Source organism: Thauera sp. SDU_THAU2 (assembly GCF_038260575.1).
Lineage (GTDB): Bacteria > Pseudomonadota > Gammaproteobacteria > Burkholderiales > Rhodocyclaceae > Thauera.
The window spans coordinates 3,677,258-3,701,718 of sequence record NZ_JBBWUN010000003.1 but is presented as its reverse complement, the minus strand read 5'-3'; the positions used below and the strand labels follow the sequence as shown (position 1 = coordinate 3,701,718).

Annotated in this window: 21 protein-coding genes; 13 read left to right on the top strand and 8 right to left on the bottom strand. The window is 68.2% G+C overall.

What is annotated here, in order from left to right; translation table 11 throughout:
- Nucleotides 1–103: 103 nt before the first annotated feature.
- Nucleotides 104–811, top strand: coding sequence for a rhodoquinone biosynthesis methyltransferase RquA (gene rquA, locus AAFL97_RS19060; RefSeq protein ID WP_341646257.1), 708 nt, complete (start codon nucleotides 104–106; stop codon nucleotides 809–811).
- 11 nt (nucleotides 812–822) lie between these two features.
- On the opposite strand, the gene AAFL97_RS19055 is transcribed toward rquA, so the two are convergent.
- Nucleotides 823–1,605, bottom strand: a complete 783-nt coding sequence (locus AAFL97_RS19055) for an exodeoxyribonuclease III (protein ID WP_341646256.1) — start codon at nucleotides 1,603–1,605, stop codon at nucleotides 823–825.
- A gap of 39 nt (nucleotides 1,606–1,644) precedes the next feature.
- On the opposite strand from AAFL97_RS19055, the gene pyrE reads away from it, so the two are divergent.
- Genes pyrE through AAFL97_RS19040 form a run of 3 tightly spaced genes read left to right on the top strand, consistent with a single transcriptional unit; the run spans nucleotide 1,645 to nucleotide 3,754 of the window.
- Nucleotides 1,645–2,289, top strand: a complete 645-nt coding sequence (gene pyrE / locus AAFL97_RS19050) for an orotate phosphoribosyltransferase (RefSeq protein ID WP_341646255.1) — start codon at nucleotides 1,645–1,647, stop codon at nucleotides 2,287–2,289.
- Nucleotides 2,270–2,950 (top strand): hypothetical protein, encoded by a 681-nt coding sequence (locus tag AAFL97_RS19045; RefSeq protein ID WP_341646254.1) that lies wholly within the window; start codon nucleotides 2,270–2,272, stop codon nucleotides 2,948–2,950. The genes pyrE and AAFL97_RS19045 overlap by 20 nt, the downstream gene beginning before the upstream one ends.
- Before the next feature lie 12 nt (nucleotides 2,951–2,962).
- Nucleotides 2,963–3,754 (top strand): NAD-dependent deacylase, encoded by a 792-nt coding sequence (locus tag AAFL97_RS19040; RefSeq protein ID WP_341646253.1) that lies wholly within the window; start codon nucleotides 2,963–2,965, stop codon nucleotides 3,752–3,754.
- 112 nt (nucleotides 3,755–3,866) lie between these two features.
- Here the strand turns inward: AAFL97_RS19040 and AAFL97_RS19035 are convergent, their stop codons facing one another.
- Nucleotides 3,867–7,757: a DUF3683 domain-containing protein gene (locus tag AAFL97_RS19035; RefSeq protein WP_341646252.1), complete on the bottom strand. Its 3,891-nt coding sequence runs from the start codon at nucleotides 7,755–7,757 to the stop codon at nucleotides 3,867–3,869.
- Nucleotides 7,758–7,891: 134 nt separating this feature from the next.
- A complete protein-coding gene (locus AAFL97_RS19030; protein WP_341646251.1) occupies nucleotides 7,892–8,782 on the bottom strand; it encodes a LysR family transcriptional regulator in 891 nt (296 codons plus the stop codon).
- A gap of 135 nt (nucleotides 8,783–8,917) precedes the next feature.
- Here AAFL97_RS19030 and AAFL97_RS19025 point away from each other — a divergent pair, with 135 nt between their 5' ends.
- Both AAFL97_RS19025 and AAFL97_RS19020 read left to right on the top strand, forming a co-directional pair.
- Complete coding sequence (locus AAFL97_RS19025) at nucleotides 8,918–10,105, top strand: acyl-CoA dehydrogenase (RefSeq protein WP_341646250.1); 1,188 nt, start codon at nucleotides 8,918–8,920, stop codon at nucleotides 10,103–10,105.
- Nucleotides 10,106–10,116: 11 nt separating this feature from the next.
- Entirely contained in the window at nucleotides 10,117–11,340 is a 1,224-nt protein-coding gene (locus AAFL97_RS19020; RefSeq protein WP_341646249.1) for a CaiB/BaiF CoA transferase family protein, read from the top strand.
- A gap of 25 nt (nucleotides 11,341–11,365) precedes the next feature.
- On the opposite strand, the gene AAFL97_RS19015 is transcribed toward AAFL97_RS19020, so the two are convergent.
- Complete coding sequence (locus AAFL97_RS19015; RefSeq protein ID WP_341646248.1) at nucleotides 11,366–12,469, bottom strand: NAD(P)/FAD-dependent oxidoreductase; 1,104 nt, start codon at nucleotides 12,467–12,469, stop codon at nucleotides 11,366–11,368.
- 334 nt (nucleotides 12,470–12,803) lie between these two features.
- Between AAFL97_RS19015 and AAFL97_RS19010 the strand changes: the two genes are divergently transcribed.
- The 5 genes from AAFL97_RS19010 (at nucleotide 12,804) to AAFL97_RS18990 (ending at nucleotide 19,413) form a co-directional block, all read left to right on the top strand.
- Nucleotides 12,804–13,754, top strand: a complete 951-nt coding sequence (locus AAFL97_RS19010) for a TAXI family TRAP transporter solute-binding subunit (RefSeq protein ID WP_341646247.1) — start codon at nucleotides 12,804–12,806, stop codon at nucleotides 13,752–13,754.
- Between the two features lie 98 nt (nucleotides 13,755–13,852).
- Nucleotides 13,853–15,886, top strand: coding sequence for a TRAP transporter permease (locus AAFL97_RS19005; protein WP_341646246.1), 2,034 nt, complete (start codon nucleotides 13,853–13,855; stop codon nucleotides 15,884–15,886).
- 6 nt (nucleotides 15,887–15,892) lie between these two features.
- Nucleotides 15,893–16,291 carry a DUF1850 domain-containing protein gene (locus AAFL97_RS19000; protein ID WP_341646245.1) on the top strand — a complete coding sequence of 133 codons (399 nt, stop codon included), beginning with the start codon at nucleotides 15,893–15,895 and terminating at the stop codon, nucleotides 16,289–16,291.
- Entirely contained in the window at nucleotides 16,278–18,080 is a 1,803-nt protein-coding gene (locus AAFL97_RS18995; protein ID WP_341646244.1) for a sensor histidine kinase, read from the top strand. The genes AAFL97_RS19000 and AAFL97_RS18995 overlap by 14 nt, the downstream gene beginning before the upstream one ends.
- The gene (locus tag AAFL97_RS18990) at nucleotides 18,070–19,413 is read left to right on the top strand and encodes a sigma-54-dependent transcriptional regulator (protein ID WP_341646243.1); all 1,344 of its coding nucleotides are present in this window, start codon (nucleotides 18,070–18,072) and stop codon (nucleotides 19,411–19,413) included. Before AAFL97_RS18995 ends, AAFL97_RS18990 begins: the two co-directional genes overlap by 11 nt.
- Nucleotides 19,414–19,460: 47 nt before the next feature.
- Here AAFL97_RS18990 and AAFL97_RS18985 read toward each other — a convergent pair whose 3' ends face one another.
- The gene (locus AAFL97_RS18985; protein WP_341646242.1) at nucleotides 19,461–19,865 is read right to left on the bottom strand and encodes a YqaA family protein; all 405 of its coding nucleotides are present in this window, start codon (nucleotides 19,863–19,865) and stop codon (nucleotides 19,461–19,463) included.
- A 115-nt stretch (nucleotides 19,866–19,980) separates the two neighbouring features.
- On the opposite strand from AAFL97_RS18985, the gene AAFL97_RS18980 reads away from it, so the two are divergent.
- Nucleotides 19,981–20,343, top strand: a complete 363-nt coding sequence (locus AAFL97_RS18980; protein ID WP_341646241.1) for a PsiF family protein — start codon at nucleotides 19,981–19,983, stop codon at nucleotides 20,341–20,343.
- 96 nt (nucleotides 20,344–20,439) lie between these two features.
- Here AAFL97_RS18980 and AAFL97_RS18975 read toward each other — a convergent pair whose 3' ends face one another.
- From AAFL97_RS18975 to AAFL97_RS18965, 3 genes are all read right to left on the bottom strand, one after another.
- A complete protein-coding gene (locus tag AAFL97_RS18975; protein WP_341646240.1) occupies nucleotides 20,440–21,306 on the bottom strand; it encodes an FHA domain-containing protein in 867 nt (288 codons plus the stop codon).
- 96 nt (nucleotides 21,307–21,402) lie between these two features.
- Nucleotides 21,403–22,344: a tRNA 2-thiocytidine(32) synthetase TtcA gene (ttcA, locus tag AAFL97_RS18970; protein WP_341646239.1), complete on the bottom strand. Its 942-nt coding sequence runs from the start codon at nucleotides 22,342–22,344 to the stop codon at nucleotides 21,403–21,405.
- Between the two features lie 59 nt (nucleotides 22,345–22,403).
- Nucleotides 22,404–23,180, bottom strand: coding sequence for a pteridine reductase (locus tag AAFL97_RS18965; RefSeq protein WP_341646238.1), 777 nt, complete (start codon nucleotides 23,178–23,180; stop codon nucleotides 22,404–22,406).
- 104 nt (nucleotides 23,181–23,284) lie between these two features.
- Between AAFL97_RS18965 and AAFL97_RS18960 the strand changes: the two genes are divergently transcribed.
- A complete protein-coding gene (locus AAFL97_RS18960; protein ID WP_341646237.1) occupies nucleotides 23,285–24,460 on the top strand; it encodes a class I SAM-dependent methyltransferase in 1,176 nt (391 codons plus the stop codon).
- Nucleotide 24,461: the final 1 nt, after the last annotated feature.

Below are 24,461 nucleotides of genomic sequence, written 5' to 3'. Positions count from 1 at the left end.
ACGCGTATAGTCCAGGGAACACCAACAGTCTGGCGGCATTGCCCGGCTACGCCATGCGCGTGCTGCGGCGACCAGTCAGGCAGCGACCCCTTTCTCCTGTCCGATGAGCATACGTACCGAATCCGTGCCGCTTGCCGGCGCCAAAGCGTCCGGCGCGAAACTGCCGGAATACTTGAGCCGTACCTATACCTGGGCTTACCTGAGCCCGCGCACCATGCCCTGGCTGGACCGGGCGCCGGTGGTGTCGGCGATCCTGTGGGGCAACGCCGGCCGCCTGATGCGCTGGGCGGCGGCGCAGTTCGCGCCGGGCGAGCACGTCTTGCAGGCCGCCTGCGTGTATGGCGATTTCTCGCCGATGCTGGCGCGGCGCGTCGGCCCGCAGGGGCGCCTGTCGATCCGCGACGTGGCGCCGATCCAGATCGACAACGTGCGGCGCAAGCTCGCCGGCCTGCCGCAGGCCGACGCCGAAGTGGCCGACCTCGTCGATCCCCTGCCCACGCGCCATGACGCCGTGTGCTGTTTCTTCCTGCTCCACGAAGTACCCGAGGCCGAGCGGCGGCGCATCGTCGCCAACCTGCTCGCGGCGGTGAAGCCCGGCGGCCGCGCGGTGTTCGTCGATTACCACCGGCCGCGCGCCTGGCATCCGCTGGCGCCGGTGATGGCGGGCGTGTTCCGCTGGCTCGAGCCCTTCGCCGAATCCCTGCTCGACGTGCCGCTGGAGACGCTCGCCGACGAGGCGGGCGACTTCGAGTGGCACAAGGAGACCCGCTTCGGCGGCCTCTACCAGCTCGTGGTCGCGCGCCGCCGCTGAAACGGTGCGCCCTACGGCGCCCAGTCGTAGTCGACAGTCAGCGGCGCGTGGTCGGAGAAGCGCTGCTCCTTGTAGACGGCGGTACTTTGCGCCGTGGCGGCGACGCCGGGCGTGGCGATCTGGTAGTCCAGCCGCCAGCCGACGTTCTTCGCCCAGGCCTGGCCGCGGTTCGACCACCACGTGTAACAGGCGTCGGTGGCCTCGGGATGCAGCCGGCGATAGACGTCGATCCAGCCCTGCTCGTCGAACAGGCGGCTGAGCCAGGCGCGCTCCTCGGGCAGGAAGCCCGAGTTCTTCTGGTTCGATTTCCAGTTCTTCAGGTCGATCTCGCGGTGGGCGATGTTCCAGTCGCCGCACACCACGACTTCCTGTCCGCTGGCGGCGAGCGCGGCCATGTGCGGCAGGAACCGGTCCATGAAGCCGAACTTGATCTGCAGCCGCTCTTCCGAGCTGGAGCCCGACGGCAGGTACAGCGACACTACCGAGAGCTTGCCGAAATCGAGCTGCAGGAAACGGCCCTCGGCGTCGATGTCGGCGATGCCCAGGCCTTCGACGACGCGGTCCGGCTCGATGCGGCTGTAGATGCCGACGCCGCTGTAGCCCTTCTTCTCGGCGTGATGGAACCAGCCCTTCATGCCTGCCGGCGCGCGCATGTCCGGGCTCAGGTCGCCGGCCTGCGCCTTCAGCTCCTGCATGCAGACGATGTCGGCCTGCTGGCGGGGCAGCCAGTCCAGGTAACCCTTGGTGACTGCGGAGCGGATGCCGTTGAGGTTGAGGGAGATGATGCGTAACATGGATGCTTTCCAGAAATGCTGCACAGCAGCCGGACAGCCGTGGATTTTAGCCGGGATTTCATCGCGCTTGCCTGTCGCAAGGGGGTGCTGCGCTTCGGCGCCTTCGTGACCAAGGCGGGGCGCAACTCGCCGTATTTCTTCAATGCCGGTCTGTTCGACGACGGTGCCTCCTTCCGCGAACTGTGCGGCTATTACGCGCGGGCGATCCGTGCTTCGGGCGTGGCCTGCGACATGCTCTTCGGCCCGGCCTACAAGGGCATCCCGCTGGTCGCCGGCACGGCGATCCGCCTCGCCGAAGAAGGCATCGACCTGCCTTTCGCCTTCAACCGCAAGGAAGCCAAGGACCATGGCGAAGGCGGCACCCTGATCGGCGCGCCGCTGAAGGGCGGCGTGCTGATCCTCGACGACGTGATCTCGGCCGGCACTTCGGTGCGCGAGTCGGTGGAGATCATTCGTGCCGCGGGCGCGACGCCGGCGGGCGTGGTGATCGCCCTCGATCGCATGGAGCGCGGCAAGGGGGCGCTGTCGGCGGTGCAGGAAGTACGCGAGCAGTTCGGCATTCCGGTGATCGCGGTGGCGACGCTCGAAGACCTGATCGCCTACCTGGCCGACAGTCCCGAGCTTGCGGCGAACCTGGGCGCAGTGCAGGCCTACCGCGAACAATATGGCATTGCGTCGAACTGAGCAGTCGTCCGGCAGGGGCGTGCTGGCGGGCGTGCTGGCCGCTGCGGCGCTGATGGCGGCCGATGGGGCGCTGGCCCAGGCGCAAGGCGGGCGCGTGATCTATTGCTGCGACGTCGGCAGCCAGCCGGTCTGCGGCGACATCCTGCCGCCGGTGTGCTACGGCCGAGCCTATCGCGAGATGAACCCATCGGGGACCGTGCGCCGCATCGTGCCGGCACCCTTGACCACCGAGGAAATCGCCCGGCGCAATGCGCTGGAACGGGAGCGCCGCGCCCAGGAGGCGGCCCGCCTGAAGCAGCTGCGCATGGACGAGGCCCTGCTCGAAACCTATCGCAGCCTGGAGCATCTCGACGAGCGGCGCGACCGGGAAATCGGTTCGCTGGACAAATCCATCCAGATCCTGCGCCAGCGCGAGGCCGAACTGATCGAGCGCCAGCACGAACTGATCCAGGAGGCTGCCCAGGCCGGCGAGGGCAAGGCCGATCCGGTGGTCGAGGAGAACATCCGCAGCCTGGACAGCGAGATCGTCGCCCAGCGCAGCGTGATCGATGCCAAGATGCGCGAGCGTTCGGCGATACTCGACCGCTTCGACGAAGACCGGCAGCGCTACATCGAGCTGACCTCGCCGGCCTCTTCCGCCTCGCAGCCCAGGGAGCATTGAGTTCCTCGAGCCATGTACCGTGATTATCCGGATCCCGAACTGGACCGCGTCGCCGCGCTGCTGGCCCGGGCGCAGCGCATTCTCTTCATCACCGGCGCAGGCATCTCGGCCGACTCCGGCCTGCCCACCTACCGCGGCATCGGCGGCCTGTACCACGAGCGCCTGACGGCCGAAGGGCTGACGATCGAGGAGGCGCTGTCGGGCGAGATGATGGCGCTGCGGCCCGAGGTCTCGTGGAAATACATCGCCGAGATCGAAGCCAACTGCCGCGGCGCCCGCCCCAATACCGCGCACCGCCTGATCGCCGCGCTCGAGCAGGAAAAGCCGATGGTCTGCGTGCTGACGCAGAACGTCGATGGCCTGCATGCCGATGCCGGCTCGCGCAACTTGATCGAGATGCACGGCACGGTGCACCGCCTGCGCTGCGACGACTGCATGAATGCGCGCCGGGTGGCCGACTATGCAGGGCTGCAGATTCCGCCCGAATGCCCGCGCTGCGGCGGCATCATGCGGCCGGACATCGTGCTGTTCGGCGAGCAACTGCCGCAGCGTGCGCTGGAGCGCCTCGAGCACGTGCTGCAGCAGGGGCTCGATCTGGTGGTCTCGATCGGCACCACCAGCGTCTTTCCCTACATCGCCGGGCCCGTCGTATGGGCGGCGCAGGACGGCGTGCCGACGGTGGAGGTCAACCCGGGCGATACCGAGGTCAGCAGCATCGTCCGCCACCGCCTGCGCATGACCGCGAGCGAAGCGCTGCGTGCGCTGTGGGACCGCACCCACCCCAGCGAAGCTGCCGAAGGCTGAAGCTGCGCTGCCCGGCGCGATGGCCGGGTCGTCCAGCCTTGTTGTAGCGGAGTCGAATGCAAAGGGCCGGGGTCGCAAGACCCCGGCCCTTGTTTTGCTGCGTCGCCTCCGCCTACAGCAGCACGCGCTCGATGCCGCCGTTGTTGGCCTTGCCGACGTAGTCGGGCAGCCAGTTTTCGCCGAGCAGGTGGCGGGCGAGTTCGACCACGATGTAGTCGGGCTCGACGCCGCCGGCGTCGTTGGCGTAGCGGTGCATGCCCTGCAGGCAGCTCGGGCAGGAGGTCAGCAGCTTGATGCGGGCGTTGGGATCGTCCTCGCGCAGCCTGGCCGCGCCCTTCTCGATCTCTTCCTGCTTGCGGAAGCGAACCTGGGTCGAGATGTCGGGGCGGGCGACCGCGAGCGTGCCGGATTCGCCGCAGCAGCGGTCGGACAGGTCGACGCGCGTGCCCATCAGCTCGTTGGCCACCTTGATGCCGGAATGCACCTTCATCGGCGTGTGGCAGGGCTCGTGGTACATGTACTTCACGCCCTGCACGCCGTCGAGCTTGACGCCCTTTTCCATCAGGTACTCGTGGATGTCGAGCAGCCGGCAGCCGGGGAAGATCTTCTCGAACTCGTACTTCTGCAACTGATCCATGCAGGTGCCGCAGGACACGATCACGGTCTTGATGTCGAGATAGTTCAGCGTGTTGGCGACGCGGTGGAACAGCACGCGGTTGTCGGTGGTGATCTTCTGGCCCTTTTCGTCTTCGCCGGCGGCGGTCTGCGGGTAGCCGCAGCACAGGTAGCCCGGCGGCAGCACGGTCTGGGCGCCGACGTGGTAGAGCATGGCCTGGGTGGCCAGGCCGACCTGGCTGAACAGGCGCTCGGAGCCGCAGCCGGGGAAGTAGAACACGGCGTCGCCGTTGTATTCCGGGCCGTTGACCTTGCGCGGGTCGCGGATCACCGGGATGACCTTGTCGTCCTCGATGTCGAGCAACGCGCGGCTGGTGCGCTTGGGCAGGTTGCCGGGCATCGGCTTGTTGATGAAATGGATCACCTGGGCCTTGACCGGCGGCTTGCCGAGCGTCGCCGGCGGCGCCTTCAACTGCGGCTGGATCAGGCCGAACTTCTTCGCCATGTCGTGTGCCCAGCGCTGGGCTTTGTAGCCCCAGCCCATCATGCCGACGCGCATCGCCTTGATCGTCGCCGGATCCTTGATGGTCAGGAAGGCCATCGCCGCCGCCTTGCCCGGGTTGAAGGACTTCTTGCCCTGCTTGCGCAGCAGGTTGCGCATCTTGATCGACACGTCGCCGAAGTCGATGTCCACCGGACAGGGCTTCTCGCACTTGTGGCAGATCGTGCAGTGGTCGGCGACGTCCTCGAACTCGGCCCAGTGCGCCAGCGACACGCCGCGGCGGGTCTGTTCCTCGTACAGGAAGGCCTCGATCAGCAGCGAGGTCGACAGGATCTTGTTGCGCGGGCTGTACAGCAGGTTGGCGCGCGGCACGTGGGTCGAGCACACCGGCTTGCACTTGCCGCAGCGCAGGCAGTCCTTGATGTCGTGGGCGATGTCGCCGACGTCGGTCTGCTCCATGATGATGGATTCGTGCCCCATCAGGTTGAAGCTGGGCGTGTAGGCGTTGTCGAGGTTGCCCTTGATCGGCCCCTTGCGCATCAGCTTGCCGCGGTTGAAGCGGCCCTCGGGGTCGACCTTTTGCTTGTAGGCCCAGAAGCTCGCCATCTCCTCGTCGGTGAGGTAGTCGAGCTTGGTGATGCCGATGCCGTGCTCGCCCGAGATCACGCCGTCCAGGCTGCGCGCCAGCGCCATGATGCGGTCGACCGCGCGGTTGGCGGTCTGCAGCATCTCGTAGTGGTCGGAGTTGACCGGCAGGTTGGTGTGCACGTTGCCGTCGCCGGCGTGCATGTGCAGCGCGACGAAGACGCGGCCGCGCAGCACTTCGCGGTGGATGTCGGCGATGCGGGCCAGGATGCGGGCGAACAGCGCGCCGTCGAAGACCTGTTCGAGCAGCGGGCGCAGCTCGGTCTTCCACGACACCCGGATGGAGTAGTCCTGCAGGCGGTGGAACAGCACCGGATCGGCGGCGCGGTTGCTGAGCTCGCCGGCGTCGATGCCGTAGTCGGCGAACTGCGGCTCGGCTTCGGCCAGCGGCAGGTCGAGGTTGTCGAGCAGCCACTGCCAGCGCCGCCGCACCGCGGCGACGTAGGCCAGCGCCTGGGCGCGGTGGTCGGCGATCAGCGTCTCGCGGTCGACGATCTCGTCCTTGACCTCGAGCGGCAGTTCGCCGCGCAGGAAGGTTTCCAGCGTGTCGCATAGCTCGATCTTGTTCTGCAGCGACAGCTCGATGTTGATGCGCTCGATGCCGTCGCAGTACTCGCCCATGCGCGGCAGCGGGATGACCACGTCCTCGTTGATCTTGAAGGCGTTGGTGTGGCGCGAGATCGCCGCGGTGCGGCTGCGTTCGAGCCAGAAGCGCTTGCGCTGCTCGGGGCTGACGGCGATGAAGCCTTCGGCGCCGCGGCTGTTGGTCATGCGCACGACTTCGGAGGCGGCCTGCATCACCGCGTTCTCGTCGAAGCCGACGATGTCGCCGATCAGCACCATCTTCGGCCGGCCGTGGCGCTTGGCCTTGGTGGCATAGCCGACCGCCTTCACGTAGCGCTCGTCGAGATGTTCGAGGCCGGCCAGCAGCACGCCGGCGAGGTTGCCGGCGCCGCCCGGCTTGAACCAGTCGGTGATCTCGACGATCGCCGGCACCGCCTCGCGCACCTGGCCGAAGAACTCCAGGCACACGGTGCGGGTGATCGGCGGCATCTTGTGCAGCACCCAGCGCGCGGCGACGATCAGGCCGTCCGTGCCTTCCTTCTGCACGCCCGGGATGCCGCCGAGGAACTTGTCGGTGACGTCCTTGCCCAGGCCGTCCTTGCGGCAGTGGGCGCCGGGCATCGACAGCACTTCCTCGCCCAGCGGCGCATAGGTGAAGCCGTCGAAGCGGCGCAGGCGGAAGCGCGCGATGTGCTGCTCGTGGATCTTGCCGAAGTTGTGGTCGAGGCGCTCGACTTCCAGCCAGTTGCCGTCCGGCGTGACCATCTTCCACCACGCCAGGTTGTCGAGCGCGGTGCCCCACAGCACGGCCTTCTTGCCGCCGGCGTTCATCGCGATGTTGCCGCCCACACAGGAGGCGCTGGCCGAAGTCGGGTCGACCGCGAACACGCGGCCGGCCAGCGATGCCGCTTCGGACACGCGCTCGGTGACGACGCCGGCGCCGGTGCGGATCGTGGCGTAGGGCGAATCCATCGGCTTGCCTTCGGCATCGGGCAGCACCATGTCCTCGACTGTGCCGATGGAGATCAGCTTCTCGGTGTTGATCACCACCGAGTTGGCATCCAGCGGCACCGCGCCGCCGGTGTAGCCGGTGCCGCCGCCGCGCGGGATGATGGTGAGGCCGAGCGTGATGCACTCGCGCACCAGCGGCGCCATCTCTTCCTCGGTGTCGGGGTAGAGCACGACGAAGGGGTATTCGACGCGCCAGTCGGTGGCGTCGGTGACGTGCGACACACGGGCATGGCCGTCGAAGCAGATGTTGTCGCGCCGGGTGTGGCGCGACAGCGCCTTGAGCACCGACTTGCGCCGCCGCGCGGTGCTGTCGAACCAGCTTTCGAAGCTGCCGATCGCCTCGCGGGTGCGCGCGATCAGCAGGGTCACGCGGTCGTTGCCCTGGCGGCGCTTCTCGATCTCGTTGAGGCGGTGGTTCAGCGCGCCGATCAGCGCCTCGCGCCGCTCGCGGCTGTCGAGCAGGTCGTCCTCGAGATAGGGGTTGCGGCGCACCACCCAGATGTCGCCGAGGACTTCGTACAGCATGCGCGCCGAGCGGCCGGTGACGCGCTCCGCGCGCAATTCGTCGAGCACCGCCCAGGCTTCGCTGCCGAGCAGGCGCATGACGATCTCGCGATCCGAGAACGAAGTGTAGTTGTACGGAATTTCGCGCAGGCGTTGGGTCATCGGGGTACCGGGGTGGCTGCTGCTGGGAAACGTGCCATTTTAGCCGACCGCAGTGCACCATGCAGCAAAAAACAAGACCTTACCGGGAGCGTGGGCAGGTCCCGGCTCCAAAGGGACGGTTCGGTCAGGCGTGTCTAGGGGGCGGTCGCGCTTTCGATCAGCCAGTTGCGGAAGGCGTCCAGGTCGCGGCGTTCCGCCTTGTGCTCCGGCATGATCAGGTAGTAGGCGCGCTGGCTGGCAAAGCTGCGGTCGCAGGGAATCATCAGCCGGCCGGCACGCAGTTCCTGCTCGATCAGGAAGGGCGGGATCAGCGCCACGCCCATGCGTTCGATCGCCGCCTGGGCGAGCATCGAGAACAGCTCCAGGCGCATGCCGGCCATGTCCCGCGGCGCGCTGACGCCGGCGGCCTCGAACCACTGGCGCCAGGCGTAGGGGCGGGTGGTCTGCTGCAGCAGCGGCAGGCCGGCGATGGCATCCGGCTCCATTTCAGCGTGTACCCCCGACAGCGTGGGGCTGCACACCGGCACCGGAAACTCGTGCATCAGGAAATGCGCCTCGGTGCCCGGCCAGCCGGCCTCGCCGAAATAGATCGCGGCATCGAATTCGGTCTGGTCGAACAGGAAGGGTCGGGTCTGGGTGCTCATGTTGATCTGCACCTCGGGATGGCGGGCGCGGAAATCCGCCAGCCGTGGCATCAGCCAGCGGGTGGCGAAGGTGGGCACCACCGCGAGTTCGATGGTGCTGCCGCTGCCATGCTGCGCCATCACCGCCAGGGTGTCGCGCTCGATCGCGTCCAGGCGCGGCGCGAGCTGGCGCGCATAGCGCATGCCGGCTTCGGTCAGCTGCACGCCGCGCCGGGTGCGGCGGAACAGCGCGACGCCGAGGAAATCCTCCAGGCCGGCAACCTGGCGGCAGATTGCGCTCTGGGTCAGCGCCAGTTCGTCGGCGGCGCGGGTGAAGCTCTCGTGCCGGGCGGCTGCTTCGAAGGCCATCAATGCCGCGGTGCTGGGGATCTTCTTGCGCATGGCAAGGCTACGGAGTGAGTGAAGCGCACAGATTACTGCGGAAATAGCGTTTGAATCCGCACTCCGTGCTTTCTAAGATGCGAACCAGGCACAGATCGACAAACTCTGCCCATTACAGACCGCGAGGAGGAAGGCATGGCATCGAACAAGGCGAGCTTCAATCGGGATGATCCGTTTCTGCTGGACCAGCAATTGAGCGAGGTCGAGCGCATGGTGCGCGACAGCGCCCATGCCTATTGCCAGGAGAAGCTGCTGCCGCGCGTGCAGGAAGCCTTCCGCCATGAACGCACCGACCGCAGCATCTTCAACGAGATGGGCGAGCTCGGCCTGCTCGGCGCGACCATTCCGGAGCAGTATGGCGGTGCCGGCATGAACTACGTCTGCTACGGCCTGATCGCGCGCGAAGTCGAGCGCGTCGATTCCGGCTACCGTTCGATGATGAGCGTGCAGAGCTCGCTGGTGATGGTGCCGATCAACGAATTCGGTACCGAGGCGCAAAAGCAGAAATATCTGCCCAAGCTTGCCACCGGCGAATGGGTGGGCTGCTTCGGCCTGACCGAGCCCAATTTCGGCTCCGACCCGGGCGGCATGATCACCCGGGCGCGCAAGGTCGCTGGTGGCTACAGCCTGTCGGGCAACAAGATGTGGATCACCAACAGCCCGATCGCCGACGTTTTCGTGGTCTGGGCCAAGGACGACGAAGGCCAGATCCGCGGCTTCATCCTCGAAAAGGGCTGGAAGGGCCTGTCGGCACCGGTGATCCACGGCAAGGTCGGCCTGCGCGCCTCGATCACCGGCGAGATCGTTCTGGACGAGGTCTTCGTGCCGGAAGAGAACGCCTTCCCCGAGGTGCGCGGGCTCAAGGGCCCCTTCACCTGCCTGAACTCGGCCCGCTTCGGCATCGCCTGGGGTGCGCTCGGCGCGGCCGAGGCCTGCTACGAGACCGCGCGCCAATACACCCTGGACCGCAAGCAGTTCGGCCGTCCGCTCGCCGCCAACCAACTGGTGCAGAAGAAGCTGGCCGACATGCTGAGCGAAATCACCCTGGGCCTGCAGAGCGTGCTGCGCGTGGGCCGCATGAAGGACGAAGGCATCGCGCCGGTGGAGATCACCTCGATCATCAAGCGCAACAGCTGCGGCAAGGCGCTGGAGATCGCCCGCACGGCGCGCGACATGCTGGGCGGCAACGGCATCTCGGACGAGTTCTGCGTCGCCCGCCACCTGGTCAACCTGGAGGTGGTCAACACCTACGAAGGCACCCACGACGTGCATGCGCTGATCCTCGGCCGCGCGATCACCGGCATCGCCGCGTTCAGCAACTGAGGAGCCAAGCCATGGCCGGCGCCCTGTCGCACATCCGCGTGCTCGATCTCTCGCGCATCCTCGCCGGTCCCTGGGCCGGCCAGATGCTGGCCGATCTCGGCGCCGACGTCATCAAGGTCGAACGCCCGGGTGCCGGCGACGACACTCGCAGCTGGGGGCCGCCGTGGCTGAAGGACGGGCAGGGCGCCGATACCGATATTGCGGCCTACTACCTGTGCGCCAACCGCAACAAGCGCTCGGTCACCATCGACATCACCCGGCCGGAAGGCCAGCAACTGGTGCGGGCGCTCGCCGCGCAGTCCGACGTGGTGCTGGAGAACTTCAAGGTCGGCGGCCTCGAGCAGTACGGCCTGGACTACGCCAGCCTGAAGGCGGTCAATCCGCGCCTGGTGTATTGCTCGATCACCGGCTTCGGCCAGGACGGGCCTTATGCGCCGCGTGCCGGCTACGACTTCCTGATCCAGGGCCTGGGCGGCATGATGAGCCTGACCGGGCTGCCGGACGGCGAGCCCGGCGGCGGGCCGATGAAGGTCGGCGTCGCGCTGACCGACATCCTGACCGGCCTGTATGCCGCCAACGCGGTGCTGGCGGCGCTCGCCTGGCGCGAGCGCAGCGGCGAAGGCCAGCACATCGACATGGCCCTGCTCGACGTCCAGGTCGCCTGCCTGGCCAACCAGGCCTCGAACTACCTCGCCGCCGGGCGCAATCCCGCGCGGCTCGGCAATGCCCACCCCAGCATCGTGCCTTACCAGGACTTTCCCACCGCCGACGGCTACATGATCCTGGCGGTCGGCAACGACGGCCAGTTCGCCCGCTTCTGCGCCGAAGCCGGCCAGCCGGCGCTGGCGGAGGACGCGCGCTTCGCCACCAATCGCGCCCGGGTGGAGAACCGCGCGGTGCTGATCCCCATGCTGAAGAAGCTGACGGTCGAGCGCACGACGGCCGACTGGGTCGCCGCGCTCGAAGCCCGGGCCGTGCCCTGCGGGCCGATCAACAGCCTGGCCGACGTGTTTGCCGATCCGCAGGTGTTGGCGCGCGGCCTGAAGGTGACGATGCCGCATCCGGTGGCCGGCGAAGTGCCGCTGGTCGCCAGCCCGATGCGGCTGTCGGCGACGCCGGTGGACTACCGCCTGCCGCCGCCGATGCTGGGCGAGCATACCGACGAGGTGCTGGCGACGACGCTCGGGCTGGATGCCGGCGAAATCGCCCGCCTGCGCGAGTCGGGCGTGCTCTGAACGCTGCGCGGCTGGCGAGCGGGGGTCAGCCGCTCACCAGCTCCGCCACCTGGGCGCCGATCGCCAGCGAGGCGGTCAGCCCGGGCGATTCGATGCCGTACAGGTGGATCAGCCCGGCCACGCCGTGCCGGTCCGGGCCGTCGATGCGGAAATCCGCGTCGGCCTCGCCGGGGCCGACGATCTTGGGGCGTACGCCGGCGTAGCCGGGCTGCAGGCGCTCGGCGTCGAGCGCCGGCCACCAGTTGCGGATCGCTGCGGCGAAGCGCGCGGCCCGGGCCGGATCGACGTGGTAGTCGGGGCGCTCGATCCACTCCACGTCGGGGCCGAACTTGGCCTGGCCGCCCAGATCCAGGGTCAGATGCACGCCCAGCCCGCCCGGTTCGGGAATCGGATAGATCAGGCGCGAGAACGGCGCCTTGCCGCTGTAGCTGAAATACACGCCGCGGGCGAAATGGGCCTGGGGCGCCTGCGCCGACGCGGCGCTGCGGATCGCGCCGCCGAGCGCCACCGCGTCCAGGCCGGCGGCGTTGATCACCCATCGTGCCCGCAGCGTCATCGGCGTTTCGCCGCCGACTTCCAGCACCACGCCGTCGCCGTCGGCGCTGCCGCCGGTCACCGGGCTGCCGAGCGCCAGCATCGCGCTGTGGCGCTCGGCGTCGCCGAGCAGGGCCAGCATCAGGCCGTGGCTGTCGACGATGCCGGTCGAGGGCGACAGCAGCGCGGCGTGGGCATCGAGCGCCGGTTCGAGTCCGGCGACCTCGGCATGGTCGAGCAGGCGCAGGTCGTCCACGCCGTTCCGGCGTGCGCGCTCGGCGATCGCCTGCAGCGCGTCGAGCTGGCTGCTGCGGCTGGCGACCACCAGCTTGCCGCAGCGGGCATGGGCCACGCCGCGCTGCTCGCAGTAGGTGTACAGGCGCTGGCGGCCTTCCACGCACAGCCGCGCCTTCAGCGAGCCGGGCGGGTAGTAGAGGCCGGCGTGGATCACTTCGCTGTTGCGGGCGCTGATGCCGCTGCCGAAGCAGTCCTCGCGCTCCACGATCAGCACGTCGCGGCCGGCTTCGGCCAGCGCGCGGGCGCAGGCGAGGCCGACCACGCCGGCGCCGATCACGATGACGTCCACGCTCTCCATGCGGGGTTCTCCTGTCTGTTGCGCGGCGGCGATGTCCGCAGACGGCGTTGTAGCAGAAGCCGGGGCGGGGGAGAAAGCCCACTGCCGCCGGGACGTCGCTGGCGCGGCGGGAATGCTGCGTTGCAGTGTGCGGATGGTCCGACAATGCGTGCGGGCATATTCCGGAATTTCGCCGCGCCTGCAGTGCAGCGGAACCGGGCAAAGTCGGTAAGTCCTTGAATCGGGAAAACTACGGCTTGTCTTCGAGTGGGCGGAAGAATTGGCACCGTCTTTGCTGGAGAAGATGGCATGCTTATGGCTGCATCACCCATATTAATCAAAGAGGAGACTCCCGATGAAATCCCTGATTCGCAAATGTGCCGTCGGTGGCATGGTGCTGGCCCTGAGTACGGCGGCTTCGGCCGCGACCTTCGTCAACGTGCTGACCGGCGGCACCAGCGGCGTCTATTACCCGCTCGGCGTGACCCTGTCGCAGATCTACGGCGAGAAGATTCCCGACAGCAAGGTGCAGGTGCAGGCGACCAAGGCCTCGGCCGAGAACCTCAACCTGCTGCAGGCCGGGCGCGGCGAAATCGGCTTCTCGCTCGGCGACTCGGTGTCCGACGCATGGAAGGGCAATGCCGAAGCCGGTTTCGCCAAGCCGCTCGACAGGCTGCGCGCGATCGCGTCGATCTACCCCAACTACATCCAGATCGTCGCCCTGGCCGACGCCAACATCAAGTCGCTGGCCGACCTGAAGGGCAAGCGCATCTCGGTCGGCGCGCCGCGTTCGGGCACCGAGCTCAACGCCCGCGCCATCCTGAAGGCGGCCGGGCTGGCCTACAGCGACTTCGCCAAGGTCGAATACCTGCCCTTCGGCGAGTCGGTCGAACTGATGAAGAACCGCCAGATCGATGTCACGCTGCAGTCCGCCGGTCTCGGTGTCGCCGCGCTGCGCGACCTGTCCTCCGCGGTCAAGGTGAACTTCGTGCCGGTGCCGGCCGACGTCGTCGCCAAGGTGGGCGATGCCGCCTATCAGCCTTCGGTCATTCCGGCCAACATTTATGAAGGCCAGAGCGCGGAAGTGCCGACGGTGGCGATCAACAATCTGCTCGTCACCCACGAGAAGGTTTCCGACGAAGTGGCCTATGAGATGACCAAGGGCATTTTCGAGAACCTCGAGCGCCTGGGCAATTCGCATTCCGCCGCGCGCCAGATCAAGCTCGACACTGCGGCCAGCGATCTGCCGATTCCGCTGCACCCCGGCGCCGAGAAGTACTACCGTGAAAAAGGCCTGATCAAGTAAGGGATGTCGTACCACCCGGGGCGCGCATCGGCGCAGCCCCGGTCCAGTATCGATCGGCCGGCCTCGCTGCCGTTCCGCTCGTCTGATCCGGAGCCACCATGATCCAAGCTGCCGATTCGCCCGCCGTGGATGTGGGCAAGCGGATGCTGCGCGTCGTCTTCTTCAGCGCAATCCTGTTTTCCGCCTTCCAGCTCGTCTCCTCCGCCTTCAGCCCGCTGCCGAGTACCGTCGTGCGCGCGCTGCACGTCGGTTTCCTGCTGCTGCTGACCTTCCTGCTGTACCCGGTGCGCGGCGGCCAGGGTGCGACCAGCATCCTCACCAAGCTCGTCGGCTTCGGCGCGCTGGCGCTGGCGACCTACCACTGGATCTTCGAAGCCGAGCTCGTTGCCCGCGCGGGAGAACTGACCGATGCCGACATGGTGGTGGGGGTCGTCACCATCGCCCTGGTGTTCGAGGCCGCGCGCCGGGTCATGGGCCCGGCGCTGCCGCTGATCTGCCTCGCCTTCCTCGGCTATGCACTGTTCGGCGAGCATCTGCCCGGCGCGCTCGCGCACCGCGGCTACGGCGTCGATCAGGTGGTCGGCCAGCTGGCCTTCGGCACCGAAGGCATCTACGGCACGCCGACCTACGTGTCGTCGAGCTACATCTTCCTGTTCATCCTGTTCGGCGCCTTCCTCGAGCAGGCGGGCATGATCACGCTGTTCACCGACTTCGCGCTCGGCACCGTCGGCCATACCAAGGGCGGGCCGGCCAAGGTGTCGGTGGTGTCGTCCGGCCTGATGGGCACGATCAACGGCTCGGGGGTGGCCAACGTCGTGACCACCGGCCAGTTCACCATCCCGCTGATGAAGAAGTTCGGCTACAAGCCGGCCTTCGCCGGCGCGGTCGAGGCGACCAGTTCGATGGGCGGGCAGATCATGCCGCCGGTGATGGGCGCGGTGGCCTTCATCATGGCCGAGACCATCAACGTGCCCTATGTCGAGATCGCCAAGGCGGCGGCGATTCCGGCGCTGCTGTACTTCTTCACCGTGTTCTGGATGGTCCATCTGGAAGCCGGCCGCGCCGGCCTCAAGGGCCTGCCGAAGGAAGAGTGCCCCAATCCCTGGACCGCGGTGCGCCAGCGCTGGTACCTGCTGCTGCCGCTGATCGGCCTGGTCTATCTGCTGTTCGCCGGCTTCACGCCGATGTTCGCCGGCATGGTCGGCCTGGCGCTGACCGTGGTGCTGATCTTCGGCGCTTCGCTGGCGCGGCGGCTCAACGGCACCTCGCTGCGGCTGATCTTCTGGATCGCGCTCGGCCTGGCCTGCTCGGCCTTCGCCAAGGTCGGCATCATCTCGGTGGTGGTCGTCGTCGCGGTGCTGGCGGTACTGCTGGCGATGCGCCGCGAGGGGCGCGACACGCTGAAGGTCGCGGTGACGGCGCTGGTCGAAGGGGCGCTGCATGCGTTGCCGGTGGGTATTGCCTGCGCGCTGGTCGGCGTCATCATCGGTTCGCTGACCCTGACCGGCGGCGCGACCACCTTTGCCGGCTACATCATCCAGATCGGCGACAGCAACCTGCTGCTGTCGCTGGTGCTGACGATGCTGACCTGCCTGGTGCTGGGCATGGGCATCCCGACGATTCCCAACTACATCATCACCAGTTCGATCGCGGCGCCGGCGCTGCTCGAACTCGGGGTGCCGCTGATCGTCTCGCACATGTTCGTGTTCTATTTCGGCATCATGGCCGACCTGACGCCGCCGGTGGCGCTGGCGGCCTTCGCCGCGGCGCCGATCGCCAAGGAAACCGGCCTGAAGATCGGCGTACGCGCCGTGCAGATCGCGATCGCCGGCTTCATCGTGCCCTATATGGCGGTCTATTCGCCGGAGCTGATGCTGCAGGGCGACAAGGGGCTGGATGCCACCGTGTACGTGGTGTTCAAGGCCTTGCTCGCGGTCACGCTGTGGGGTGTCGCCGTCGTCGGCTACCTCCGTTCGCCGATGAACGTCCTCGAGCGCGTGCTGGCCTTCGTTGCCGCCTGCTTCCTGGTACTGGCAATGCCGATTTCCGACGAGATCGGTTTCGTCCTCGCCGCGTGCGTGCTCGGCTGGCACATCTGGCGCTCGCGCACGGCGCAGGCGCTGACTATCTAGCCGGCCATGGCGATCTGCCTGAGCACGGCCGCCGCCACCGTGGCGGTGGCCGTGCAGGCCTTCACCCTGGGCTGGACGCATTCGATCGAGAAAGTGCGCTGGGAGGAAGACTGGCGGGTGGATCGGCAGGCCGGAGGCGGCCAACTGGTGCTCGAGGCGGTGCGGGTGCGGGGCCACGGCGCCGGCATGGAACCGCCCGCTGACGCCGTCTTGCGCGACGGCGTGTGGCAATGGCACCCTCGCAGCGTGCATGCCGAACTGCGACTGACCCGTTCCGAACATACCGCCGATTACGACTGGTGCGTGGCCGGCGAGGCCTGCCTGCCGCTGTCCGCCATCCTGCCGTCGGATGGCGGCGTGACCCTCGTCCGGCCCTGCAGGCAGGAATCCGATGGCGAACGCTGAGCGGCCTGCTGCGCGCCTGCGGCACGTCATGGTGCTGCTGCTGGTGCTGCCGATGCTGTGGGCCGCCTATGCTTATCGGCTGAAGGTCGAGATCGATGCGATGGAAGGGCATGCGCAACAGCGGCTCGCGCTGCTGTCGGCCAGCCTGGATGCCGCCTTGCTGCGTTTCGAAAGCCTGCCGGTGGTGCTCGCCCAGCATCCCCAGTTGAAGTCCTTGCTGCTCGAGCCGGTGGATGGCGCGCGGATCGACCGGACCAACCGCCTGCTCGAGAGCGTCAATGACCGCACCGGCGCCAGCGTGCTCTACCTGATCGGCCCCGACGGCAACACGTTGGCGGCCAGCAACTGGCGCCGACCGGAGTCCTTCGTCGGTGAGAATTACGCTTTCCGGCCCTATTTCCAGCAGGCGATCGACGGCGGCGTCGGCCAGTTCTTTGCCGTCGGCGCCACCACCCGGGTGCCGGGCTTCTTCATCGCCCATCCGGTGCGCGACGGTGGCCGGGTGTTGGGCGTGATCGTGGTCAAGATCGAGCTCGATCCGATCGAGAACACCTGGGCGGACGGCGGCGAGTCGGTCTTGGTGGTCGACCGCCATGGCGTGGTCGCGCTGTCGTCGGTGGCGGCTTGGCGCTTCTCCGCGCTGGCGCCGCTGGAGGAGCGTTCGCGCGAAATCCTGGCGCAGACGCGCCAGTACTACACTGCGGCGCTGGCGCCGCTGCCGCTCGAATGGCTCGATGAGCGCCGCCTCGGCCTGTCCGGCAGGGAATTTCTCGCCGTTGCCCGGCCGCTGCCCTGGGCAGACTGGGAAATGTTGATGCTCAACGACACTGCTCCAGCACGCGGCGCGGCCTGGAGCACGGTGGTGGCCGTCGGCCTCGTGCTGAGCGTGCTGCTGGTGGCCGCGCTGTATCTGAAGCTGCGTGCGCGGCGCCTGCGCGAGCGCCTGGCGGAGCAGGGCGTGCTCGAACGCACGGTGGCCGAACGCACGGCCGACCTGGCCGACAGCAACGCCCGCCTGACGCGCGAGATCGCCGAGCGGGTCGGCGCCGAACAGAAGCTGCGCGGCGCCCAGCGCGCGCTGATCGAGGCCGACCGCCTGGCCGCGCTCGGTCAGATGGCGGCCGGCGTCGCCCACGAACTGAACCAGCCGCTGGCCGCGCTGCGCACCTTTGCCGGCAATGGCCTGGTCCTGCTCGAGCGGAACAGGACCGAGGCCTTGCGCGAGAACCTGCAGCAGATGATCGGCCTGGTCGAGCGCATGGCGCGGCTGACCTCGCAGCTCAAGGTGTTCGCGTCGCGCCGGCAGTCCGCAGGGGGCCAGGCGTCGGCATGGGCCGCGACCCAGGTGGTGGCGGGATGGCTGGCCGAGCGCCTGGAGCGTGCCGGCATCGTGCTCGCGTTTCTGGGTGAGGATTGCGCTTTCCCCTTGCAGCCGCAGGCGCTGGAGCAGGTGCTGTCGAACCTGGTGGGCAATGCGGCGGATGCGCTCGAAGGCCGCGCCGACGGTCGCATCCAGGTGCGCACGGCCAGCCGCGACGGCCGGGTATGGCTCGCAGTGGAAGACAATGGCCCCGGCATTGATCCAGCGGTACGGGATCGCATCCTGCAGCCTTTCTTCTCCACCAAGCCGCTCGGCCACGGTCTGGGCCTGGGGCTGCCCATCGTCAGCGACCTGGTGGGAGGTTCGGGCGGACGGCTCGAAGTCGATGCGGGCGAAGGGGGCGGCACGGTGGTACGGATGTCGTGGGAGGCGGCGATGCCGCAGCGGGAAGAGGTGGATGATGAGTGAACAGCCGGTCCAGGTCGTGCTGGTCGAGGACGACGATGTGCTGCGCATCGCGGCGAAGCAGACTTTCATGCTGGCCGACGTGCCGGTGGCGGATTTCCCCCGTGCCGAGCCTGCGCTGGCCATGCTGGCGGCGGGCAGCGCGGCGGTGGTGGTGACCGACGTGCGGCTGCCCGGCATGGATGGCATGGAGTTGCTGCAGCAGGTGCATGCGATCGATGCCGATCTGCCGGTGATCCTGGTCACCGGCCATGGCGACGTGCGCATGGCGGTCGAGGCGATGCGGCTGGGCGCCTACGATTTCGTCGAGAAGCCGTTCGCGCCGGAACGCCTGCTCGAGGTCGTCCGGCGTGCGGTCGACAAGCGCCGCCTGGTGCTCGAGAACCGGGCGCTGAAGGCACGGCTGGCGAGCAGCGACGAAGTCGCGGCGATCATCGGCGACAGTGCGCCGATGCGCGAGCTGCGCCGGCTGGTGACCGAACTCGGCGATACCGACGTCGACGTGCTGGTGTGCGGCGAGACCGGCACCGGCAAGGAGCGGGTCGCACGCGGCCTGCATGCCGCCGGGCGCCGGCACAAGGGCAACTTCGTCGCGATCAACTGCGCGGCGCTGCCCGAGAGCGTGTTCGAGAGCGAGATGTTCGGCGTCGAACCCGGCGCCTACACCGGCGCCACCCGCAGCCGCGCCGGCAAGATCGAACACGCCAGCGGCGGCACCCTGTTCCTCGACGAGATCGAGGGCATGGCCCTGCCGCTGCAGGCCAAGCTGCTGCGGGTGCTGCAGGAGCGGGTGGTCGAGCGCCTCGGCTCCAACCGCCTGATCCCGGTCGATTGCCGCGTCGTCGCCGCGACCAAGCTCGATCTCGCTGCCGAGGCCACGGCCGGCCGCTTCCGCGCCGACCTCTACTACCGCCTCAACGTGGTGTCGATCGCGCTGCCGCCGCTGCGCGAACGGAGCGAGGACATTCCCCGGCTTTTCGCCGCCTTCTGCCAGCAGGCCGCCGAGCGCTACAGCCGCCCCTTGCCGGAGCTGTCGGTCGAGCTCTTCGACTGGCTGATGGCGCAGGACTGGCCGGGCAACGTGCGCGAGCTGCAGCACGCCGCGGACCGCTTCGTGCTCGGCCTGTGGCGGGTCAACACCGAGATTGCCGGCAGCGGGCCGAACAGCCTGGCGCAGCGCGTGGCGGGTTTCGAACTGTCGCTGATCGAAGGCGCGCTGCGCCGCAGCGGCGGCGACGTCGCTGCCGCTGCCGAAGCGCTCGGCCTGCCGCGCAAGACGCTGTACGACAAGCTGGCGAGATATCAGGTGGATGTCGAGCGTTATCGCGCGGGGTGAGTGGAACCGAAAGGCTGGGATGCGCCGCGGGAGCGCCACTCCCTCCTTCACGCCATCAGCCAGGCGATCGCGCCGTAGCGCAAACCTTTCCCCAAGGTCATCCAGGCCATGCAGGCGAACCAGTTCAGGCGCAGCACGCCGGCTGCGGCGCACAGCGCGTCGCCGATCAGCGGCACCCAGGACAGCAGCAGGATCAGGCTGCCGTGGCGGCGCACCAGTTCGAGCCGCGGCGGCAGTTCCTTGCGCGGCAGCAGGCGGCCGAGGGCGTAGGTGCTCATGCCGCCCGCGGTGTTGCCGAGGGTCGCCAGCGCGAGCGCGGGCAGGCTCAGGTCCGGCCGAAGGGCGACGAGGCCGGCGAACACCGCTTCCGAGCCGCCGGGCAGCAGCGTTGCGGCGAGGAAGGCGGCAAGCGTCAGCGAGCCGAGCAGGGCGAGATCGGTGTCAGTGCCCATGGCGGGGATGGCAGTGCGGCACGATGAATGACATTCGGCTCAAATTATTTGACATATGAATATGACAAAAGCAGAATCTGGCCGCAGCCATGCTGCGCAAACCAGAGGAGATTCGATGATGAAGAACACATTGCATGCTCTTGTCGCCAGCCTTGCCGTCCTGATGCTGGCCCCTGCCGATGCACTGGCCAATCCGCAGCACGAGCGCATGAGGAACTGCAATGCCGAAGCCAAGGCGCAGGAGCTGAAGGGCGATGAGCGGAAAGCGTTCATGAGCACTTGCCTGAAGGGCAAGCACGTTGCGGCGGAAACGGGGGCCGCAGCTGCTGTGCCGGTCGCCGACGAGCAGCCGGTTTCCCGGGCTGCGGTGCCGGATGACGGTGTCGACAAGAAGAAGGCTTGCAACCAGGCGGCGACCGAGCAGTCGCTGACCGGCGCCAAGCGCAAGGCCTTCATTGCCGAGTGCACCAAGGCCTGACGGGTTTTTCTCGGCATGCGCCGCCGACTCGCCAAGGGCGGGAAGGCGGCGCAATGCTTCGTGGGCGCCGGGAGATGGCGTGGCGGGGGCGCGGCCTCAGACGATGTCGAAGAACACCAGGTCGCGCTCGATTTCATCGGCGGAGAAGCCACAGCCGATCCGGCCAGGGCCGCGCAGCACCAGCTTGTCGTGACGGATGCGGCGTTCCTCGCCGCCTTCGATCGATACGAAAGTGCCGTTGGTGCTTTCGTCGATGAGGGTGAAGCCCTCGCGCTGCCGCTCGATGCGCGCATGCTGGCGCGAAGCGCGAGGGTCCATGATCACGATGTCGTTGCCCAGCTCGCGGCCCAGCAGCAGCACTGGACGCTGCTCCTCGACGAACACGACGTCCTGCTGGTGGCGCAGGCGCAGGCGTTGCGACAGCCGCGCGGTGGGCGGGATCGAAGTCACCGTGCCCATGCGTTGGCCGATGGCGTAGATCGGCCAGTCGAAGGCCTGCAGGGCCGGTGCCTGCAGCGGATGGGCGCTTGCGGTATGGCGGGCGGCGGGCGTCAGCAGCAGCACCGCGGTGCTGCTGGCCAGCGCCTGTTCCGGTTCGGCCTGGGCGGCGATGCGCTGGGCGATGTCGATGCCTTCTCCCGATCCCTGCGACGGATCGACGATGCCGTAGTGCAGGCCGATCCGCACCGGCTGGCGCAGCCCGTTCATGCTCGGCAGGTTCCTGATCCGCTCGAGCATGTCGCTCGCCGCGAGCACGCCGGTGTCGCAGCGCTCGAAGGCCGCGACGATCGAGCGGCCCTGCTGCTGCAGCATCCGGCCGCCGTGTGCAGCGATCGCGCGCTCGATGCGGTTCAGGCAGCGTTCGGCCGCATGGCTGGCTTCCGTGCTGCCGAGGCGTGCGACGAAGCTGTCGTCGGCAAGCGCATTGGCGGCGAGCACGCAGAGGTTCTTGCGGTCGGGCATGGCTTCGAGGTCGTCTGGATGCAGGGAGCGTGCGTGGCAGCGCCCAATGATGTTGAAATGCGGCCTGTTGCGCAAGCCCTCGCCGGGGCAGCGGCTTCAGTCCGCATCCTGCAGCCGCGACACGATCCGGACGGCCTGCGGCGCCAGGCGCGGCAGTTCGGGCGGGTCGAAGGCAGTGTCGCCTTCCTCCACTTCCGTCTGCTGCGTGAGACCGGTGAAATCGAACAGGCGCTGATCGGCCAGGTGCGAGGGCACGACGTTCTTCAGCGAGGTCGCCAGCGATTCGATGCGGCCGGGAAAGTCGCGCGCCCAGCCCTGCAGCATCGCCTTGATCTGCTTGCGCTGGGCGTTCTCCTGCGAGCCGCACAGGTTGCACGGGATGATGGGGAAGTCCATCGCGCGGGCGAAGCGGGCGATCTCGGCTTCGGTGCAATAGGCCAGCGGCCGGATCACGACGTGGTTGCCGTCGTCGCTGACGAGCTTGGGCGGCATGGCCTTGATCTTGCCGCCGAAGAACATGTTCAGGAACAGGGTTTCCAGAATGTCGTCGCGATGGTGGCCGAGTGCGATGCGGGTGGCGCCGATCTCCTTCGCGGTGCGGTAGATGATGCCGCGGCGCAGGCGCGAGCACAGCGAGCAGGTGGTCTTGCCTTCCGGGATCTTGTCCTTGACGATGGAATAGGTGTCCTCGGTGACGATGCGGTATTCGACGCCGATCGATTCGAAATAGGCCGGCAGGATGTGGTCGGGGAAGCCGGGCTGCTTCTGGTCGAGGTTCATCGCGACGATGCGGAAGTCGACCGGCGCGCGTTCGCGCAGCGCCAGCAGGCAGGACAGCAGCGTGTAGGAATCCTTGCCGCCCGAGATGCAGACCATCACGGTATCGCCGTCGCCGATCATGTCGTAGTCGCCGATCGCTTCGCCGACGCTGCGTTCGAGCTTCTTCTTCAGGCGCAGGAAGGTGTTCGAATGGCGGGCTTCCGGCCCGGCATCGACGGCGGGGGCGAGGGTTTCAAGCGGGGCGGTGGCTGCACTCACGGGTCGGCTCGGTCGGCGAAAAAAGCGAAGAATTATACACTTGGCGCCGCCCGGCTGGCCTACAGGTGGGCGCTGCGGCCGCCATCGACGGCGATGATCTGGCCGGTGACGTAGGGCGCATCGAAGATCAGGAAGCGCACCGTGCGGGCGATGTCCGCCGCCGAGCCGATGCGCTTGAGCAGGGTGTCGTCGATGATCCGCCGGCGTTCATCGGCAGAGAACTGGCCGTCTTCCGGCCACTCGATCGGCCCCGGCGAGATGCCGTTGACGCGCGCTTCGGGCGCCAGCTCGATCGCCAGCGCGCGGGTCAGGCCGGCCAGGCCGGCCTTGGCCGCGCTGTATACCGGGTAGTGCGGCAGCGGCCGTTCGGCGTGGATGTCGACGATGTTGACGACGGCGCCGTGCCGGCACCGGATCTCGGGCGCCAGCGCCTGCGATAGGAACAGCGGACCCATCAGGTTCGAGCCGACCAGTTCGTCCCAGGCGGCGCGGTCGATGCGGCCGAGCGGCGTGGGGAAGAAGCTGGAGGCGTTGTTCACCAGTCCGTCGATGCGGCCGAAGCGGGCGAGGGCGGCGGCGGCGACTTCGTCGGCGGTACCGAAACGGGCGAGATCGCCGCCGACGGTGGCGGCCGAGCCCGCACGTTGCCTGTTCAGTTCCGCCGCGAGCCCTTCGGCCTCGTCGCCGCTGTTGCGGTAGTGCAGCACGACGCGGGCGCCGGCAGCGTGCAGCTGGCGGGCGATCTCGGCACCGACACGGCGGGCGGCGCCGGTGACGAGGACGACGGGCGCGCTGCCGGTGGCGGGTGCGTTCGGATCGGGATCGAAAAGCGTCATGTCGGATCGAGCTGTCGAAGGTTTTGGTCTGCCCACGGCATGAGCATGGACGATCGGGCTTGCCGGTACAATCCCGCACTTCCGTTTCGCTGCCTGCCGCGCCCATGTCCTCATTGCCCCAGCCCTCCGCCGATGCGCTCGACCAGAGCTCCCGCCTGCTCCGACTCGTCGAGGCCGACATCGATGCGGCCGGCGGCTGGCTGCCGTTTTCCCGCTACATGGAGCGGGTGCTGTACGCACCGGGCCTGGGCTATTACAGCGGCGGTGCGCGAAAGTTCGGCCCCGGCGGTGATTTCATCACCGCGCCCGAACTCACGCCGCTGTTCGGCCAGGCGCTGGCCGCCCAGGTCGAACAGGTGATGCGGGCGAGCGCGCCGCAGGTGATCGAAGTCGGCGCCGGCACCGGCCTGCTCGCCACCGACCTGCTGCTCGAACTGGAGCGCCGCGGCTGCCTGCCCGAGCACTACGGCATTCTCGAACTGTCGGGCGAACTGCGCGAGCGCCAGTTCGATACCCTGGCGCAGAAGGCGCCGCATCTGGCCGCGCGCGTGCGCTGGCTGGACGAACTGCCTGAGCGTTTCAGCGGCGCGGTGGTGGCGAACGAAGTGCTGGACGTGATGCCGGTGCATCTGCTGGCTTCGCGCGCGGACGGCCTGTTCGAGCGCGGCGTGGGGCTTGCCGACGACAGTGCCGGCGGGCGGCGCCTGTGCTGGGCCGACGTGCCGGCGGCAGGCGCGGTGCGCGATGCCGCGCAGGCGCTGGAGTTGCCCGCACCCGCCAGCGGCGAATACGTGACCGAGCTGAATCTGGCCGGAGGCGCCTGGGTGGCGGCCTGGGCCGAGCGGCTGGAGCGCGGGGCGATGCTGCTGATCGACTACGGCTACCCGCGCGCCGAGTACTACCTGCCTTCGCGTTCCGGCGGCACCTTGCTGTGCTACTACCGCCATCATGCCCACGGCGATCCCTTCCTGTGGCCGGGGCTGAACGACATCACGACCTTCGTCGATTTCACCGCGGTGGCGGAAGCGGGCTTCGCGGCGGGGCTGGACGTGCTGGGCTACACCTCCCAGGCCCATTTCCTGTTCAACTGCGGCGTGCTCGATTGCCTGGCGCGGCGCGGCCCGCAGGAAAGCACCGACTACATCCGCGCCGCGCGGGCGGTGCAGCGCCTGACGGCGCCGCAGGAAATGGGCGAACTGTTCAAGGTGCTGGCGCTCGGCCGCGGCATCGACGGACCGCTGCAGGGCTTCGTCCGCGGCGACCGGCTGCATACCCTGTAGG